The sequence below is a fragment of the Flavobacterium sp. genome, assembly GCF_027483985.1.
Lineage (GTDB): Bacteria > Bacteroidota > Bacteroidia > Flavobacteriales > Flavobacteriaceae > Flavobacterium.
In genome coordinates this window covers 19,586-38,756 of the sequence record NZ_JAIXTJ010000043.1, presented here as the reverse complement: position 1 = coordinate 38,756, position 19,171 = coordinate 19,586, and the positions used below count along the sequence as shown (strand labels likewise).

The window sequence follows — 19,171 nt, the reverse complement described above, 5'->3', positions numbered from 1 at the left end:
ATCCCTCCAGAAACTCCACCCCATTTTGTCATTCCAACAACCAAAGAATCCCACTAAACCGGACTAGCAGCAATAATCAAAGAAACAATGGCCTCAACAGCAGCAGGTTCCAATTCAAAAAACAGTGGCAAGCGTAACAAACAATCAGTAAATTTATCAGAACAAACCAAATCCCTTCCATCGTGCTTTGAAGTATAATAGTCACTAGAATGAAGAGAAATATAATGAAAAACGGAAAGAAATCCGTGGGCTTTCAAAGTAGCAATCAATTGCGTTCGGTGCTCCAAATTGGCAGCAACAATATAAAACATATGCCCATTATTAGTAGCATAATCAGGAACATTGGGCAACCCAACAGCAGCATTATTTTTAAGCCCATCATAGTACCTATTCCATAACGCTATACGCTTTTCTTGAATACTCGAAATAGTTTCAATTTGCGCCCATAAAAAAGCAGCAATAACTTCTGACGGCAAAAAAGACGAACCCGTATCTACCCAACCATACTTATTGACTTCACCTCTAAAAAATTCCGCTCTATTTGTTCCTTTTTCCCAAATAATTTCGGCTCTTGGAATAAAACGTTCGTCATTAATAGTCAACATACCACCTTCTCCCGAAATGATATTTTTGGTTTCGTGAAAAGAAAATGCAGCCATATGGCCAATACTTCCCAAAGCTTTTTTGGTTCCATCTTTTGAAATGTAATAACTATCAATAGCCTGCGCTGCATCTTCAAAAACCAGCAAGTTATAACGATCTGCCAAGTCCATTATAGTATCCATATCACAAGCAACACCTGCATAATGAACCGGAACAATGGCTTTGGTTTTTGGAGTAATTAAAGCTTCTAACTTCGTAGCATCAATATTCGGATTATCAGAATAAGAATCAGCAAAAATAATGGTTGCACCTTGCCTAACAAACGCTATAGCAGTAGACACAAACGTATAACTGGGTACAATAACCTCATCGCCTTCCTGAATATTAGCTAACATCGCGGTCATTTCAAGCGCATCCGTACAAGAAGTAGTCAACAAAACTTTCTTGAAGCCATAATGTTCTTCAAAATAGGTTTGACACATCTGAGTATATTTTCCGTTACCCGAAATTTTACCCGAGTTTACGGCATCATAAATATAATGGGTTTCTTTTCCCGTAAGATAAGGTTTGTTGAATGGAATCATAGGTAGTATTTTGGAGGAAAACAAATAGTATTAAACGAAACAAAAAAGCGCTAAACCGGAATAAATTTACCTTTAGCAGGTAATAAAAATTTCATAAAACTCATCTCTTCATCGGTACTTCGTTTAGTATAAGTACGATCAGCAACATTAAAATATGTTAGTTCTTGGTTCCAATCGATTTCAGAAACATCCGAAATAATTTTGATAGATTTACAATCTGAATTCCATTCGTTCAAATAGGATTGCATCTTTTCTAATTTAGTAGTCAAAGAAACCTCATTAAATTGAAATCCTATTTTATCTGAAATGGATTTTGCTGGTGAACCCGCATAAATTTCATTATAAACCATATCTTTGGTTACAACCGATCCAACCATAGCCATTGATTTATCTTGTGCCGTGATCGGAGACACAATGCAATGTCCTACAAACCAAACATCGTTACCAATAACCATAGGTTTTTCGGTCAAAAAACGACAACCTTCAAGAGTATCACCAAATTTAATATGGCTCCAAATTTGGGAATGCGCACCAATACCACAATTATTTCCAATGGTCGTACCACCAATAGAATCAATGATGGTAAACTGTCCAATCCACGCGTTGTGTCCAATATGACAGGGCAAATAACCGTGTATGTTGGTATCGTGTTGTATTTTAGAATAATCTCCTAAAGAAAAGTCGTCACAAATAATTTGAACATTAGCGCCAATGTAGCAATTATCGCCAATAACAATTTTTTTGGCCTTACCGTTGATACCTCTAATACTAGCAGTGGGATCAATTATAGTATTTTTTCCGATGTAAAATTCTTCTGCAGCTACGTTACTATAGGTCATAATTTATAGTTTTATCAATAATGAAAGAAGGTCGGTCTTTAGCTTGGTCAAATATTTTACCAATATAGATACCTACAATGCCAATAATAGTGATTATAATACCAGAGAAGAACCAAATAGACACAAGTAAAGAACTATAACCCATTACCGAAATTTCTCCGTTAAAATACCTGTAAATAGTATATAGACCTACTAAAAACGAAAACATCGAGATAAGTAATCCTAATTTTACAAATAACTTCAACGGTTTATTAGAAAAAGAAATAATAGTATTAAAAGCCAAACTCAACAATTTGGAAAGCGTATAAGTGGAAGTTCCAGAAGCTCTCGGAGCGTGTTCTACTGAAATAGCTGTAGAGCTAAAACCTACCCAATTCACAAATAAAGGAAAAGACTTAATGTAATCTTGCATAGTCAAAACCGAAGCAATGACTTTTTTATTAAAGATACCAAAATTAGCAATAGTGCTATCAAATTTAGATTCTGTAAGATAGCTATAAGCAATAGAAAATAACTTAGAACTAAGTCGCTTAAAAAACCCGTCTTGTCGATGGATTCTTCTCGCCAAAACAATATCAAATCCTTCAATGGCTTTGGCATAAAGCGAAAGGATTTCTTTGGGTTGGTCTTGCAAATCACAATCCATAACAACAACCCACTCACCTTTCGCACAAGATAATCCCGCCATAATTGCAGGATGTTGTCCAAAATTGCGACTCAAACGAATACTTTTTACATTAGGATTTTGTCGTGAAAGTTCTTGCATAACTTTCCAAGAATTATCTGGACTTCGATCGTCTACCAATATAATTTCATACGTACAATTCAACTGTTGCATTACCGCTACTAATTCCGCAACCAATTGGTCGAGAATCTTCTCGGCTCTGTAAACCGGACTTACTAAAGAAACATGCGGTATATCAATCATAATCGCCCTAATAGTTATTCATATTGCGCAGCATAATAATTTTGATACGCACCCGAAGTAACATTCTTCAGCCACGTTTCATTTGCCAAATACCAATCAATTGTGCGTTCTAATCCTTGCTCAAAAGTAACAGAAGGTTCCCATCCTAATTCTTTATTGATTTTAGAAGCATCAATAGCATAACGCAAATCGTGTCCCGGACGATCTTTAACATAAGCAATCAATTGTTCTGAAGTGCCTTTAGCTCTTCCCAACTTCTCATCCATTTGAGCACAAAGTAATTTTACCAAATCAATATTTTGCCATTCGTTAAAACCACCAATATTGTAAGTTTCGTGATTCTTCCCTTCGTGAAAAACCAAGTCAATAGCAGCTGCGTGGTCTTCAACAAACAACCAATCGCGGGTATATTTACCGTCACCATAAACAGGTAGCGGTTTGTTATTAATGATATTATTTATAAACAACGGAATCAATTTTTCAGGAAAATGATAAGGACCGTAATTGTTAGAACAATTGGTAATTACATAAGGCAATCCATAAGTTTCACCATAAGCTCTCACGAAGTGATCAGAGCTAGCTTTGGAAGCCGAATAAGGTGAATTAGGATCATAACTAGTAGTTTCGGTAAACAAACCTTCAGCACCAAGCGAACCATATACTTCATCGGTAGAAATATGATAAAATCGCTTACCTTCAAAGTTGTCTTTCCAAATAGTTTTAGCCGCGTTCAATAAGTTCATCGTACCGATAACATTGGTTTTAACAAAACTCAACGGATCGGTAATCGAACGGTCAACATGCGACTCGGCTGCCAAATGCAACACGCCATCAAATTGATGCTCTTCAAATAAATTATTGATAAAATCAGCATCAACAATATCGCCTTTGATAAAAGTATAATTAGACGCTTTTTCTATATCAGCAATATTTTCAAGATTACCAGCATAAGTCAAGGCATCTAAATTAAAAATATGATAATTGGGATACTTAGTTACAAATCTTCTAACTACGTGAGAACCAATAAAACCTGCTCCTCCTGTGATTACTATTTTTTTCATTTTTATTCTGATTTTACTTCTACTGAATGAGGTTCAGATAAAAGTATTATAATTTACCATCTATATAACAATCTAAAACTCCTTTAACATCATAAACTACTGAGTTCGGATTTTTAAATTGCTCTAAATCTAAAGTTAAAAATTCTTTATGTGCAACACCCAAAACAATGGTGTCATAGCGTTCTTTGGGCACGATATTAGTCGTAACTAAACCATACTCATGCATAACTTCACTTGGATTAGCCCACGGATCAAATACAGATACCGTTATACCATAATCTTGTAAGGATTTAATAACATCTACAATTTTAGTATTCCTTACATCAGGACAATTCTCTTTAAAAGTGATACCCAATAACAACAATCTTGAATGATTTACTGGAATACGCTTTTTTATCATCAACTTCACAATTCGAGAAGCCACATACTCACCCATACTGTCATTCAGACGCCTTCCGGCCAAAATAATTTCAGGATGATAACCTGCTTCTTGAGCTTTTTGAGCCAAGTAATAAGGATCAACACCAATACAATGTCCGCCAACCAAACCAGGTTTGAAGTTTAAGAAATTCCATTTAGTACCAGCGGCTTCTAAAACAGCCTGAGTATCAATATCTAAAATATTAAAAATTTTGGCCAACTCATTTACGAAAGCAATATTGATATCTCGTTGAGAATTTTCAATTACTTTGGCAGCTTCCGCTACTTTTATAGATGGCGCTAAATGTGTTCCAGCCGTAATAACGGACTTATAAATTTCATTGACTTTCAAACCAATCTCAGGTGTTGAACCAGCAGTGATTTTTAAAATCTTATCTACCGTATGCTCTTTATCACCCGGATTAATGCGTTCAGGTGAATAGCCTGCAAAGAAATCTACATTATATTTCAAACCACTTACACGTTCCAAAACTGGAACACATTCTTCCTCTGTAAGTCCAGGATAAACGGTGGATTCATAAATAACAATATCTCCTTTTTTAAGTACCTTACCAACCGTCTCACTCGATTTATACAAAGGAGTCAAATCAGGACGATTATTTTTATCAACTGGAGTTGGTACGGTTACAATATAATAATTACAATCTTTAATGGCTTCTAAATCGGTTGTACAAAACAAACCAACGCCACTTAATGGTGCATCAATAAGTACGGACTCCAAGAGTTCTTTTGAAACTTCTAGAGTAAAATCATTACCCTTGTTAAGTTCAGAAACTCTACTTTCGTTGATATCAAATCCTACCACTGGATATTTTGTTGCAAACAATCTAGCCAACGGCAAACCTACATATCCCAGACCAATAATACCGATTTTTACCTCCATCTAAAAGTAGTTTTAATTATTAAAATTTAGGAACCAATTTCTTGGTAAATAAAACCGATAGCTCTAATTTTTTCTGAATCTAGTAAATTTCTTCCGTCAAAAACAAACGCCGGCTTTTTCATTCCATCATAAATCTTCTGCCAATCATAATTTTTGAACTCATCCCACTCGGTTAATACCGCAATAGCGTGCGAATTCGCACAAGCCTCATAAACATCACTAAAAGAAGTTACGTGCTTTTTATTTTGATCTTCTGAACGTGTTTCAAGGTAATTCAAATCAGAAATCACTTGTTTATAAGCCACCTTCGGATCATAAACAGCAATATTAGCTTGCTCATTTATCAAATCATCAGCCACATAAATAGCAGCAGATTCTCTTGTATCATTAGTATCTTTCTTAAATGCCCAACCTAAAAAGGTAATCTTTTTATCGGCAATAGTGTTGTACAACGTACTTACAATATTTTTAGAAAACCTTCTTTTTTGGTGATCGTTCATAATGATTACTTGCTCCCAATAGTCAGCAACTTCATGCAACCCGAACGACTTTGAAATATAAACTAAATTCAAAATATCTTTTTGAAAACAAGACCCTCCAAAACCTACAGAGGCTTTTAAAAATTTAGGTCCAATTCTACTATCCATTCCGATAGCTCTTGCAACTTCATTTACATTAGCGCCTGTTTTTTCGCATAATTCCGACATCGCATTAATAGACGAAACACGTTGTGCTAAAAAAGCATTAGCCGTAAGCTTAGACAACTCCGACGACCAAACATTAGTAGTCAAAATACGATCCTTCGGAACCCAATTAGCATAAACATCTACCAGTGCTTGAATAGCTTTTTGACCTTCTTCATCAGTATCACCACCAATTAAAACACGGTCTGGCGCCAGCAAATCTTCTACAGCTGTACCTTCTGCCAAAAATTCAGGATTAGACAATATTTGAAATTGAACACCATTACCAGTATTATCTAAAATACTCTTAATAGCCTCAGCTGTTCTAACAGGCAATGTTGATTTCTCAACAACAATTTTATCCGTTTTTGAAACGCGTGCAATTTGTCTAGCACACAATTCAATATACTTCAAATCTGCAGCCATACCCTTTCCAGAACCATAAGTTTTAGTAGGCGTATTAACCGAAATAAAAATAACTTGAGCTTCGTCAATAGCCTTATCTACTTCAGTTGAAAAGAAAAGATTTTTCCCGCGTGAATGCGCAACAATAGCTCCAAGACCTGGCTCATAAACTGGAATGTTATCAACATCGTCATCATTCCATCTAGCGATGCGCTCTTCGTTCAAATCAACTACAGTTACCTTAATATGTGGACACTTTTGAGCGATAACCGCCATAGTTGGTCCACCCACATAACCTGCTCCGATGCAGCAAATATTTGTAATTTTCATTCTATTTTATTTTAAATGTTCCCAATACCATTTCACCGCTTCCTCTAAGCCCAATGAAAAGGAGTATTTTGGATTATAATTTAGTAATCGTTTTGCTTTTTCAACACTAGCCAAGGAATGAGGAATATCACCAACGCGCTCCGGACCATAAGTCACCGCAACCTCAGCAATAGACGCATCATATTTAGATAAATACTTTTTCAACAAACCAACCATATCATTCAAAGTGACACGATCGCCAAAAGCCGTATTATATATTGTATTTAAAGCCTCTTTATTGTCAGTAGTCATAGCCAACTCATTCATTTGAATCACATTATCAATATAAGTGAAATCTCTAGAATAACTGCCATCACCATTAATTACCGGACTCTCATTCTTCATCAACTGCATAACAAACTTAGGAATCACAGCAGCATAAGCTCCATTAGGATCTTGACGTCTTCCAAAAACATTAAAATACCTCAATCCGATAGTTTCTAATCCATAAGTTTTACTAAAAATGTCAGCATACAATTCATTAACATATTTAGTAATAGCATAAGGCGACAGCGGTTTACCAATCACCTCTTCCACTTTAGGCAACACCTCAGAATCCCCATAAGTTGATGAACTCGCCGCATAAATAATTCGTTTAACTCCATTATCGCGTGAAGCAACCAACATATTCAAAAACCCAGAAACATTAACTTCATTACTAGCAATAGGATCTTGAATAGAACGTGGCACCGAACCCAATGCTGCCTGATGAAGCACAAAATCTTTGTCTTTTGTGGCTTGCATACAAGTTTCTAAATTTCTAATATCACCTTCTATCAAAGAAAAGTTATCCTTATGTAATAAATGCTCAATATTCTTTTTATGACCCGTAGAAAAGTTATCCAAACAAGTTACGTGATAATCTTTAGAAACAAAGTACTCACATAAATTAGATCCAATAAAACCAGCACCACCTGTTATTAGTATTTTCTTGACAACTTCCATTTATGAGTTTTTCTTTTTAAAGATGGCATTATACCACTTAACCAAAATGTTATTAGAAACCTCTTCTTCGTGATACCCATTAGAATAGGCGCCATATCCATAACCGTATCCATAACCATATCCAGCACCATATTTGGCTTTATTTTGGAAGCCATTTAAGATGATACTTACATTGTGTAATTCTTCTCTCTTAACTCTATTGTTTAATAAGTTAATCATTTCTTTTTTAGTGAAATTTTGACGAGTGACATACAGCGTAACATCAACATAGCTTGAAAGTTCTACTGCATCTGTTACTAGTCCAACTGGAGGTGTATCTAAAATTACGTAATCATATTTGTTTTTTAATTCGTCCATAAACTCACTCATCGTTTCACCCATAATTAATTCGGATGGATTAGGTGGAATTGGACCTGATGTGATTACATCTAAATAAGGAATTTTAGTACTTTGGGTTACTTCTTCTAAAGTTGATTGACCGATTAAATAATTTACGGCACCAATATTATTTTTAAGATTAAAATCGTCAAAAATTTTCGGTTTTCTTAAATCTAAACCAACTATAACCGTTTTCTTTTCGCTTAAAGCAAATACTGTGGCAATATTAATAGAACAAAAAGTTTTTCCTTCACCACTGACTGACGACGTAAGCATTAGCACTTTACTACCTGAAACTTTTTGCTTTTTATACAAAAATTGGAGCGACGATCGAATGGCTCGAAAAGACTCGGATAAAGCTGACTTTGGTTTTTCAAAAACGGCTAAATTGGTATCAGAATGCTTCATTCCAACAACTCCTATTAAAGGAATATTTGTCAAGGAATTAATATCATCTGTATTTTGAATGGCGTTGTTGATAAAAAAGATTAAGAACACAATCAACAACGGAATAATCAATCCGGTGAAAATAGCAATAACATAATTAACGCCTGTTCTTGGACCAATCAAACCACCACCAATATCTTTTGCAGGATCGATAAATTGAATGTCTGATAAGTTAGCTGCCTTAACAATTTGAGCCTCATTACGTTTTTGTAAATAAGCATCAATCACACTGTTACTAAGATTAAATTTCCTCATTATTTTGAGATAATTTTGACTATCTTCGGGTAAAAGTCTAATATTATTTTCGGCCTGACTTATCTTACTTCTAACTTGATTAGATTCAAATTGAATAGCAGCTTTAGCAGTAGCAATATTTTCTAATAAAACTCTTTTTACAGCCGAAATCTCGTTATCAATAGTATTGAACATTAATTCGCTTTTTACAGAATAAGCCATTTCAGACCTTCTAACTGAAAGCGAAATCAAATCAGATACATTTCTTAAAATATTTGGCTCTTCAATTCCCGCTACAGAAGGCGCAGGAAGTTTAGAATAATCAGTACTGTTTCTTAGATAATTATTTAATGAATTATAATAATTAATTTTTCTATCAATGTCATCTTTGGTAATATCTAACTCTTGAATTTGAGTTTGATAATTTTCTCCTCTTTTCTCTATTTCAACAATATTCTTATTTCTGCTAAAATCTTTCAATTCATTATTGGAATCTTTCAGATCACCTTCCATCAACGCTAAAGTAGTATCAATGTATTTAATGGTATTTTCAGCAAATAAATTTTTACTTTCTAATTGCTTTTTCATTAACATTCTAACAGTAGCGTTAAGATAATCAACTATTCTAGCTTTGTTAGTTCCTTGCATAGATAACTTTAAGATAGAACCAGCTTTTTCGTCAATAAGAACCTTTACGTTTTTATAATTTGAAACTACATCATCAAATGAATTCATTTTAACAATGAACTTTTGATTGGTATAATTACCTGGATTCTCTTTGATTTCAAGAACCATATTAAGGAATGGAAGCGCTACTCGTTGTCCGACTTTAAATCGTTTTATAAAATCACCACTCACCACAGATTGTGCGTCTCTTGTATTGGTATTATAATTAATAACTGCAGCAGAATTAGACTTGAAATTGATTTTAATTTGGTATTCTGTAGGCGATTTAAAATCTATTTCAATTGGTGTTCCAAGTAACTGATTTTTACTTTTGTCAATTTTAATTAAAAACGGTGTTTCACCATAAATATCCTTGGTATAATACTTTTGTTCTTGCTGATAGTCAATAAAAAAATCTAGTTTATCTACAACCAACTCGTTATGCGAACGCGATTTTAATGTCGTAGCAATAGTTTGAACTTGATCGGATGTTCCGCCCCAATTAAAAACTAAACTGGTATTTGAAGTAAATAATGGGTTTTCTTGTTCTTTAACAGCAATAGTAGTTTCAAGAGAATAAATCTTTTGTTTTCTAATATTTATTTGATAAGCAATACCCAAAGAAATTGCTAAACCCAATATAAACCACTTCCAATAACTACCCGTTTTTATTAAAAAACCTTTAAAGTCAAAGCTGTTTTGGTTTTCAAAAAAAGAAAAATCTTTTATATCTAACATTATTGGTTATTTTAGTTTTTAAGTAATAAAAAAGTGGTGGTTGCCAGCGATAAGATGGTAATAATAGTACCCAAAGATTCTATTCCAGTTTTTCCTGTACCCCAAGTTTTTTGTTTCAATGGCTTAACATAGATATAATCGTTAGGCTGTAAATAATAAACCGCTGACTTCATTGCATTCTTATCAGTCAAATCAATTTTGAAAGTCTCTGCACCTTGCGGAAATTGTCGAATAACCACAACATCTTTTCGATCACCGGTAACTGTAATATCACCTGAATTAGCAATGGCTTCTAATACGCTTACCTTTTCTTGATATAAAACTTTAGTACCAGGAGTACCAACTTCACCATTTACAGTATATCTAAATCCGGCAAGTTTAACACTCACAAACAATTGAGCAGTTGCCTTGAAATATTCATCTAACAATCGTTGTTCTACCTTAATTCTCACTTCTTCGGCAGTAAAGCCAAGTACATTTACCTCGCCCAAAACCGGAATTCGGATGTTTCCGTGATCATCAACTGTGTAACCATTAAAAAATAAAGATTCAATTGTTGGAGATAATTGCGTTTTGCTTGTAGTACTAAACATCTCAACCAAACGCTCATCTAGTGCTTTTATAGTGATGCTAAGCACGTCATTAGTTTGCAAACGATAAGGTTTATTGGTAGATTCTACAACATTTGCAGTAGTAGAATTTCCTTTATCTTGTAGATAAATTAAATCCTTTGTTGGTACACAAGATGTAAGAAAAACGCTTACGAAAAATAATATATATAAAATTCTACAATTCATTATCAAAAGTAATTTAGCAAACAAAGATAGTTTTTCAAATGTAAAAACAAAAAAGTTAGAATAGAATATTAACTAATTATTTTTAAGTGAATTTTCAAAAGGAACTCGTTGCAGAATACTTCGTCCCAAAGTGACCTCATCGGCATACTCTAATTCGTCGCCAACCGCAATTCCTCTTGCAATTGTAGAGGTTTTTATATTGTAATCTTTAAGCTGTTTGAAAATAAAAAAATTGGTAGTATCGCCTTCCATTGTAGAGCTTAATGCAAAAATAATCTCTTCAATCGCTCCCAATTTTACTTTTTCAACTAACGAATTGATATTCAATTGACTTGGTCCAACGCCATCAATTGGCGATATTTTACCACCAAGAACGTGATAAACTCCCTTAAATTGATTGGTGTTTTCAATAGCCATTACATCGCGAACATCTTCAACAACACAAATTATTTTGTGGTTTCTTGATGCATTTGCGCAAATTTCGCAAACATCTACATCGGAAATATTGTGGCAATTTTTACAGAATTTAATCTCATCGCGCATTGTGGTTAATGCTTGCGATAAAAAATGAGTTTGCTCACTTGGTTGTTTCAACAAATGAAGCACTAATCGCAAGGCAGTTCGTTTGCCAATTCCGGGCAATTGCGCCATTTCGTTAACCGCTTTTTCGAGAAGTTTAGATGAAAATTCCATTTGGCAAAAGTAGTATTTTTTAAAAAGAGAATAGAAAAAAGAGCATAGAATATAGAAAGTTTATTAAGAATTCTATATTATGTCTTTTTTCTATTTTCTATACTCAATGTTCTCAAATATTTATATTTTAGCGCAAACAAAAAAACCATTTATGTCGCCAATAGCCATTCTAATTTTAATTGTAGTTTACTTCGGATTATTAATTTTTATATCAAATGTTGTTAGTAGAAAAAGTACTGATAATGATACTTTTTTTAAGGCCAACAAAAATTCAAAATGGTATTTAGTAGCCTTTGGAATGATTGGTACAGCAATTTCTGGAATCACTTTCATTTCCGTTCCTGGCGAGGTTGGAAATCCTGATCTGCAGTTTAAATATTTTCAATTTGTAATAGGTTGCGCCATCGGATTTATAATTGTTGCCAAAGTTTTACTTCCGTTGTATTATCGAATGAATTTGACTTCAATCTATGGTTATATCGAGCAGCGACTTGGTGTGGTGAGTTACAAAACTGCTGCAACAATTTTCTTAATTGGAAGAACAATTGGGTCGGCTTTTAGGTTGTATTTAGTGGTTTTTGTTTTACAAAAATATGTTTTCGACGCATTAGAAATTCCGTTTGCAATTACCGTTTTAATCTCGCTCGGATTGATTTTTGCCTACACCTATCGCGGTGGATTAAAAACCATAATTATCACTGACACACTACAAACTTTTTTCTTAATTTCGTCGGTATTCTTAACGATATTTTTTGTTTGTAGAAGTTTAGATTTTGGAATAATCGAAGCTTTTGAAGAGGTAAAAAACAGCAATTATTCTAAAGTATTTTTCTTTGAAGATTATTTGAAAGGCACTTATTTTTGGAAACAAATTTTGGGTGGAATTTTTGTAACTATTGCCACAGTAGGATTAGATCAAGATTTAATGCAGAAAAATTTGAGTTGCAAAAACATTGGTGAAGCACAAAAAAATATGTTTACTTTCACAGGTGTTTTTGTTTTAATAAATATCTTTTTCTTGAGTGTTGGTGCGTTATTGTACATCTATGCACAGAAAAACGGAATACAAGTTCCGATGGTGAATGATGTGGCTAGAACTGATTTACTTTTTCCTGAAATTGCTATAAATCATTTGAGTATTATACCGACAATAGTGTTTTTGTTAGGATTGACAGCGGCAACATTTGCAACTACTGATAGTGCGTTAACCGCATTAACTACATCGTTTTGTGTAGATTTTCTTGGAATGGACAAAAAGCAATCAACGGACAGCAATCAGCAGTTATCAGATGATAAAAAAATGGTTCAAACGCGCCATTGGGTTCACGTAGGATTTTCTGTTTTGATGTTTGTGGTGATTATCATTTTCAATGCCATCAATGACGATTCGGTTGTGAAAATGGTTTTTAAAATTGCTACTTACACTTACGGTCCATTATTAGGATTGTATGCTTTTGGTTTGTTTGTTAAATCCAAAACCGTTCACGATAAATTGGTTCCACTAATTTGTTTGATTTCTCCTGCAATATGTTTTTTGATTTCTCAAAATTCTGCGGCACTTTTGGGCGATTACGTTATTGATAACGAATTAATTATCGTTAACGGATTAATTACTTTTATTGGATTATTGGCAATTAGCAAACCTGCCACTAGCCAAACGAAGTTTTAGAACTAGAACTCGCTGTAGATTTTTGAACAAAAATTAAAATGGAAACCTCACTAGCCCTGATTGAAGTGGCACGAAGTAGAACGAAAAGCAGGAATTACCTTCACTGATAAGTCCCGAGCCACTCGCTCCTAACTTCGACAAAGCTCAGTCTGACATTAATATTGATTAGTTGTCAATAAAACCAAGGTGCAAGCTTCTTCCACTTTGATAGAATTGGCTTTAAGTAACTGATAAAACTCTGGATTTTCGGTTCCTGGATTGAAAACTACTCGTTTAGGTTTGGTTTCGATAATGTAATTATAATAATCGCGTTGACGTATCGGGTTCAAATACAATGTAACCGTATCGATATTGTTAAGTGGAATATTTTTGGTTCGGATGGAAACTCCGGCAACTTCTCCTTGATTTTGACCAATTGCTAAAACGGAATGACCTTTATCAACCAGCATTGTTATGGCTTTAAAAGCATATCTTTCAGGTTTGGTGGAAGCACCAAGAACTAGTGTTTTCTTATTTTTCATAAATGTAGAAGTTGTTTTTTATAGCATCACCGTATTTGAAATTTGTTTTAAACAAAAGTTAGGTTCGTGGCGATTTCATTTGACAAAATTACGGATAATTGTCTTTATTTTAACTTTAGGCATAATTCTTTATTTATCTTTGTCGAAAATTTAAACCTCTTTAAGAATGGACATCTTCTTGAATACTTTTTTTGTTTTGCTTGGTGCTTTATTTTCGGTACTAAATCCTATTGGCGCAATTCCCTTTTTTGTGGGTTTAACACAAGATTATACCAAAGTCGAACGTTCACGTGTTTCTTTAATGGCCGCTATTAACGTTTGTATCATTTTAATAATTTCGTTTTTTGTTGGTGAATATGTATTAAGCTTTTTTGGAATTACAATCTCGGCCTTGCGAATAGCTGGTGGAATTTTGATTGCGAGTTCGGGTTTTGGTTTACTAAATGCAAATCCGAAGAAAAGAAAAGGTATCAGCAAAGAAGTGGAAGAAGATTTGCAAAGTAGAACCTCAATTGCTTTAACGCCGCTTGCTATGCCAATGTTGGCTGGCCCAGGATCGATTTCTTTATTGATTGCTTTTAACCAAGATCATAAAACTACACCTGAAATTTTATCGTCGACACTTTCAATATTGGTAGTTTCGTTTCTAATATTTTTAGTTTTGCGAAGTGCTCATTATCTTGCTAAATATTTAGGAGCTTCTGGAATTGTAGCAATTTCGAGAATTGTAGGATTCTTGACTGTTGCTATTGGTATTCAGTATATTATTAGTGCAGTCTTGAGTATTATAAGAGGAATATAAGTGAAATTCCAATAAAAAAAATTCCAAATTCCAATTGTAATTATATTGGAATTTGGAAGTTAAAAAGCACTTTGACTGCGCTTAATGTGACAAAACTACTTTCTTGGAAGAAAAACTTCAGCCATCATGCATCTAGCGCTTCCGCCACCGCAAGCTTCAATAGTATCTAGGCTGGAATGAAGAATTGTGATATGTTCTTCAAGTTGTGCGATTTGTTTTTTGGTTAAGGCATTATAAGCTGATGAACTCATAATTAAATACCTTCTTTCATCTGCACCTTGCAATTCTAACATGTTTCCTGCAAAGTTGTTCATTTGATCTTCTGTAATCAAAATAATTTCTTTTTCGTCAGAACGAAGACTGTCTAGAACCATTTTGCGTTCTTTTTTATCATCGATACAATCGGCACAAATCACGGCAAAAGTATCGGCAATGCACATCATAACGTTGGTGTGATAGATTAGTTTTCGTTCGCCGTTAACAGTTTGATACGCTTCAAAAATGATTGGATTTAAATCGAAATCTTCGCAAAATTCTATGAATAATTCTTCGTCAGCTCTTGGAGATAATGCGCAGTAAGCTTTTCCGTTTTCTCTGTCAAGCACAATACTTCCCGTACCTTCAAGGTAATAACCATCTTCTTCTGCAGCAGTGTAATCCATAATTCCGTCATTGATTTCGTAGCCTTTGGCCTCAAGAACATCTAAAATATCTTCACGTCTTTCGGCACGACGATTTTCAGCAAACATTGGATATAAAACCACGTCACCATTTTCGTGAAACGAAATCCAATTGTTAGGAAAAATACTGTCTGGAGTATCTGGATCTAAAGTATCGTCAACCACTGTCACTTCGATACCTACCATTCTTAATTTGTTTACGAAAGTATCAAACTCTTGTTGCGCTTTTTCATTAACATTTGCTGGAGTTAATCCGTCAAGGACTTTTTGATAATAATTGTTTACCGCCGTTTGCTCGTTCATTCTAAACGCTACCGGACGAATCATCAGAATTGAATTTGTAGTTTGATTCATTTTTAATTTTGTTGTATGTTATAGGTTTTGGGTTGTAGGTTAATTTGTTTGTCGATAGTTTTATGTCTTCCAATTTTGCTCAACATATTTTATAAAATTGAAAATTTTGGAACTTAATTCGTTATACTTAATAATTAAATCTTCATTATTAGATATTATCCCTCTATACAGATGATTAATTTTTTCTAAATGATTTACAGTCTCTAAACAGCTTGACCAAGAGAAAGTCAAAAATCGAATAAATTCAGCTTTGTAAGCTTTTCTTCCGTAACCTTCCACTATATTAGTTACCACAGAATCAGATGAACGTCTTATTTGACTTCCTAATTCGTACATTTCATATTTAGGAAGTTTTAAAGAAGCTGGATGAACAATGTAAAAAAGCTCCAATCCAATTTTATAAATATCTAAATCTCTATAACTACTCATCTTTAAATAGGTCAATATTATAAACAGAACTTATAACTCATAACATAAAACTTACAACTACTCTAATCTCTTATCAAAGGTAAAGTTGAGCATCTCAACAATCCTTCTTGTTTGGCAATTTCGGCGTATGGAATTTCTTCTACTGTAAAACCTTGTTCTCTTAACCAGTTGTTTAATCTTGTAAAGTTTTTTTCTGAAACTACTACATCGTCAGCAATAGAAAAAACGTTAGAATTCATATTATACATTTCGTCACGCGTAATGTGAAATAAGTTTTCTTTACCGAATAATTTTACTAAAAAGACGTAATCTGCTTCTTCTCGGAAACCGCTTTTGTAAATGATTCCTTTATTTTTTCCTACTGGTTGAAAGCAGCAATCAAGATGAAGTGCGTTATCGCGAGCTTCTAATTTAGATTTTACTAAATCAAATTCTTTTACAATCTTGTTTGGAAATAAATTTTTGATGTACTGCACACCTTGCATATTGGTTCTTGCTGTGATATAATCTTTATAGTCAGAACCTTTGTAAGTGCCAATAAAAATATAATCGTTCCAAAGCATTACGTCGCCACCTTCAATGTGAACCTCATCTGGCGGACGAACCACTTTTGCAGGATTTATTTGTTCGATAACATAATTAATAGCTTCTAATTCGCGATTTCTATCAGGTAGAATATTGGCTTTAACAAAAACATCATCGATCACAAAACCAATATCTCTAGTGAAAATTTGATTATAACTTTCAATCATTTCTGGACGAAAAACCTTTACATCATACTTTTGAAAAACAGTATTGAAAGCTTCCATTTCGTTAACCATATCTTCTTCAACAGGATAAGTTCCTGCAAGAATATGTTCTAAAGATTTTGGGTCATAAGCTTCGTCTGCTGTTGGCGTTGGACCATTATTTAAGGCCGAACCTAATACAACGGCTCTCAATCTAGAAGTTTCGTTTTTTACATTTAATTGTAACATATACTTTTGCTTTTGGCATTTGTACAAATATAAAAAAGCTCCGTTGATTAACGAAGCTTTTGTTTATAAGTATTTACTATTTTAATTTTTGATTAACTTTTCGGAATGAATTTGTCCATCTTCAGTTGTCACATTGATAATATAAATTCCAGTTGGAAATTTACTTACGTCTATTTGTGTTCTATTTATGGCATCAGTAAATTTATCAAATACAATTCTGCCGTCAATTGTTGCAATATTAACCTTATTAAAATCACCATCATTCATTACAACTTCAATAAAATTACTTGATGGATTTGGAATAATAGAAAAACCATTACTAAGTTTTATCAAATTAATATTTTCTTCAAGTTGTTCATCTGAATTATTTTGCTCCTGACCAATTCTGTAGACAAAAGTACTCGAACATCCTTCAGGATAAGCGGCAAATTGAGAACCAAGCACAGCTTCAAAACCTGGATTTAACTCTACATAATTTTCAGCGTGGTAAACAACACCATTGCCTTGAACATTATCTCCTACTGAAATAATGTTGGCTGCTTTAATCCAGTCAGATCGTTCCCGTTTTTTTACAGCTGGAAGTGCCAGATTATTACTATCATCTGCTGGTGAAGTCAATATCAATGTTGGAATACAACAATCGATAAAAGTTACATCGGGTCCAACATTAGCGGAATTATCTGAAATCTCGTATAAAAATGTTCCTGCTGTACAATTTACATTAAAGTCAGCATTTACTTGAAACTCATAATTGCCGGAAGGATTTGCACCGAAAAGACTTGGCAAAAAACTAAAACAAAATCCACTTGAGGTCAATTGTAATGGAGTGTTAATTGTGGCAATCACAACACCACCTTGAATAATTTGGAGTGTAATTGAGTTTAAAACTGCGTTAGCTGGAGGCGCATAAGTTCCGCAAACTTCAATTGGTTCTGTACTCGTTGGGCTTGGGCAGTTAAGATTTGTTGGATTTGTATTAATGGCACCCAATTGCGGCGAAGCACAAGTAAAACCGCAGATATTATCAATATAAACGGTTCCAAAATGAGCTGAAGGTTGACAATCACTAACCGAAAACTCAATAGTTCCGGGTTGATTTAAGATATCACCTACATTTAATCTTGCGCAGATCCAACCCGTGTAAAGAACTCTTCTGTCTGCATTTACATTGATCGTTGAAAATAAACAATTATTAGGATTAGCTATGATACAAAATTCATCAACTACATTACCGAATTGATCTAAAACTCTCGCTCTAAAATAAGGCTGAATATCTTGAGCGTGACCTGGTTTATTATCCATCACCAATGAAAAATTGAAATCAATTGTAGATTGGTTTATTACGGGAAAATATCTAGAAACAGTAGTTAAATCGGAAGAACCCATTCCACCAGTATTATTAAGTTTGATAGCTTTAGTTCCTCCATTATTATTTAAAGTTGGAACATTAACTCCAAAACTAGCTAAAACAGGATCAAATTGTTGGTAACCTGCTGCAGTACTATTAATAATTGTAGCTCTAGAATTAAAATTATTTGTTGTTGGCGCTAAAACATTGGTAGTGGTCAAAACCGTTGGCGTTGCGCAAGATTGAAAAAACGAAGTTCCTGAACCTGGTTGTGGGTGTAAATCAGTCCAGAAGGTATATCCTGCTGTTCCATCTTCAAAGTCACCATTAACGCAATCTTGAGCGATAGATGCTGGAAGTTCTAAAGCTTTATAATCAGAAACAAACTCACGATTTTTTGAAAAAAATAATTTTCTTAACTCATTGCGTTTAGCATCAATTAGTGCTTTTTCTATTTGAGCATCAGTAAAATTCTCGTGTTCTCTCAGTTCTTTTATCAATTCATCTGACGCTCCAACAGCTAATTTATACTTATTGAAATTATCTGTGATAAATCGTTCAACATCTTTTTCTGTTTGTTCTGTCTTTGCTATTCTCTTTTTTTCTGCATTGATATAATCCTTAGTTTGCGCTATCAAATCTAGATTGTTCAAAAAAAGAAGAGCTATTAAAATTGTTTTTAATATTTTCATAACTC

At 33.8% G+C, this 19,171-nt stretch carries 17 protein-coding genes; 2 read left to right on the top strand and 15 right to left on the bottom strand.

From position 1 onward, the window contains the following. Positions 1–53 precede the first annotated feature (53 nt). The 10 genes from rffA to recR form a co-directional block, all read right to left on the bottom strand. Positions 54–1,187, bottom strand: a complete 1,134-nt coding sequence (gene rffA / locus Q0050_RS11610; RefSeq protein WP_298395827.1) for a dTDP-4-amino-4,6-dideoxygalactose transaminase — start codon at positions 1,185–1,187, stop codon at positions 54–56. Positions 1,188–1,237: 50 nt separating this feature from the next. Beyond that, complete coding sequence (locus Q0050_RS11605) at positions 1,238–2,026, bottom strand: hypothetical protein (protein ID WP_298395824.1); 789 nt, start codon at positions 2,024–2,026, stop codon at positions 1,238–1,240. Beyond that, entirely contained in the window at positions 2,016–2,954 is a 939-nt protein-coding gene (locus Q0050_RS11600) for a glycosyltransferase family 2 protein (RefSeq protein WP_298395821.1), read from the bottom strand. Before Q0050_RS11600 ends, Q0050_RS11605 begins: the two co-directional genes overlap by 11 nt. A gap of 14 nt (positions 2,955–2,968) precedes the next feature. Then, positions 2,969–4,015: a dTDP-glucose 4,6-dehydratase gene (rfbB, locus tag Q0050_RS11595; protein WP_298395818.1), complete on the bottom strand. Its 1,047-nt coding sequence runs from the start codon at positions 4,013–4,015 to the stop codon at positions 2,969–2,971. A gap of 46 nt (positions 4,016–4,061) precedes the next feature. Beyond that, positions 4,062–5,339 carry a nucleotide sugar dehydrogenase gene (locus Q0050_RS11590; protein ID WP_298395815.1) on the bottom strand — a complete coding sequence of 426 codons (1,278 nt, stop codon included), beginning with the start codon at positions 5,337–5,339 and terminating at the stop codon, positions 4,062–4,064. A 26-nt stretch (positions 5,340–5,365) separates the two neighbouring features. Next, positions 5,366–6,757, bottom strand: a complete 1,392-nt coding sequence (locus tag Q0050_RS11585) for a UDP-glucose 6-dehydrogenase (protein WP_298395812.1) — start codon at positions 6,755–6,757, stop codon at positions 5,366–5,368. A gap of 6 nt (positions 6,758–6,763) precedes the next feature. Continuing rightward, positions 6,764–7,741 carry an SDR family oxidoreductase gene (locus Q0050_RS11580; protein WP_298395809.1) on the bottom strand — a complete coding sequence of 326 codons (978 nt, stop codon included), beginning with the start codon at positions 7,739–7,741 and terminating at the stop codon, positions 6,764–6,766. Beyond that, positions 7,742–10,204, bottom strand: a complete 2,463-nt coding sequence (locus Q0050_RS11575) for a polysaccharide biosynthesis tyrosine autokinase (RefSeq protein ID WP_298395806.1) — start codon at positions 10,202–10,204, stop codon at positions 7,742–7,744. 11 nt (positions 10,205–10,215) lie between these two features. Beyond that, a complete protein-coding gene (locus Q0050_RS11570) occupies positions 10,216–11,001 on the bottom strand; it encodes a polysaccharide biosynthesis/export family protein (protein WP_298395803.1) in 786 nt (261 codons plus the stop codon). Positions 11,002–11,073: 72 nt separating this feature from the next. Beyond that, positions 11,074–11,694: a recombination mediator RecR gene (gene recR / locus Q0050_RS11565; protein ID WP_298395801.1), complete on the bottom strand. Its 621-nt coding sequence runs from the start codon at positions 11,692–11,694 to the stop codon at positions 11,074–11,076. A gap of 151 nt (positions 11,695–11,845) precedes the next feature. Here recR and Q0050_RS11560 point away from each other — a divergent pair, with 151 nt between their 5' ends. Further along, complete coding sequence (locus Q0050_RS11560) at positions 11,846–13,363, top strand: sodium:solute symporter (protein ID WP_298395799.1); 1,518 nt, start codon at positions 11,846–11,848, stop codon at positions 13,361–13,363. 155 nt (positions 13,364–13,518) lie between these two features. Here Q0050_RS11560 and Q0050_RS11555 read toward each other — a convergent pair whose 3' ends face one another. Then, on the bottom strand, positions 13,519–13,884 hold the full coding sequence (locus Q0050_RS11555; RefSeq protein WP_298395797.1) for a CoA-binding protein: 366 nt from the start codon (positions 13,882–13,884) through the stop codon (positions 13,519–13,521). Positions 13,885–14,050: 166 nt separating this feature from the next. Between Q0050_RS11555 and Q0050_RS11550 the strand changes: the two genes are divergently transcribed. After that, the gene (locus tag Q0050_RS11550) at positions 14,051–14,686 is read left to right on the top strand and encodes a MarC family NAAT transporter (protein WP_298395795.1); all 636 of its coding nucleotides are present in this window, start codon (positions 14,051–14,053) and stop codon (positions 14,684–14,686) included. Positions 14,687–14,781: 95 nt separating this feature from the next. Here Q0050_RS11550 and ctlX read toward each other — a convergent pair whose 3' ends face one another. From ctlX to Q0050_RS11530, 4 genes are all read right to left on the bottom strand, one after another. Then, on the bottom strand, positions 14,782–15,720 hold the full coding sequence (gene ctlX, locus Q0050_RS11545) for a citrulline utilization hydrolase CtlX (protein ID WP_298395793.1): 939 nt from the start codon (positions 15,718–15,720) through the stop codon (positions 14,782–14,784). A gap of 60 nt (positions 15,721–15,780) precedes the next feature. Beyond that, positions 15,781–16,149, bottom strand: coding sequence for a four helix bundle protein (locus tag Q0050_RS11540; RefSeq protein ID WP_298395791.1), 369 nt, complete (start codon positions 16,147–16,149; stop codon positions 15,781–15,783). A 62-nt stretch (positions 16,150–16,211) separates the two neighbouring features. Continuing rightward, positions 16,212–17,126, bottom strand: a complete 915-nt coding sequence (locus tag Q0050_RS11535) for a dimethylarginine dimethylaminohydrolase family protein (RefSeq protein ID WP_298395789.1) — start codon at positions 17,124–17,126, stop codon at positions 16,212–16,214. Positions 17,127–17,207: 81 nt separating this feature from the next. Beyond that, positions 17,208–19,166, bottom strand: a complete 1,959-nt coding sequence (locus Q0050_RS11530; RefSeq protein ID WP_298395786.1) for a 3-coathanger stack domain-containing protein — start codon at positions 19,164–19,166, stop codon at positions 17,208–17,210. Positions 19,167–19,171: the final 5 nt, after the last annotated feature.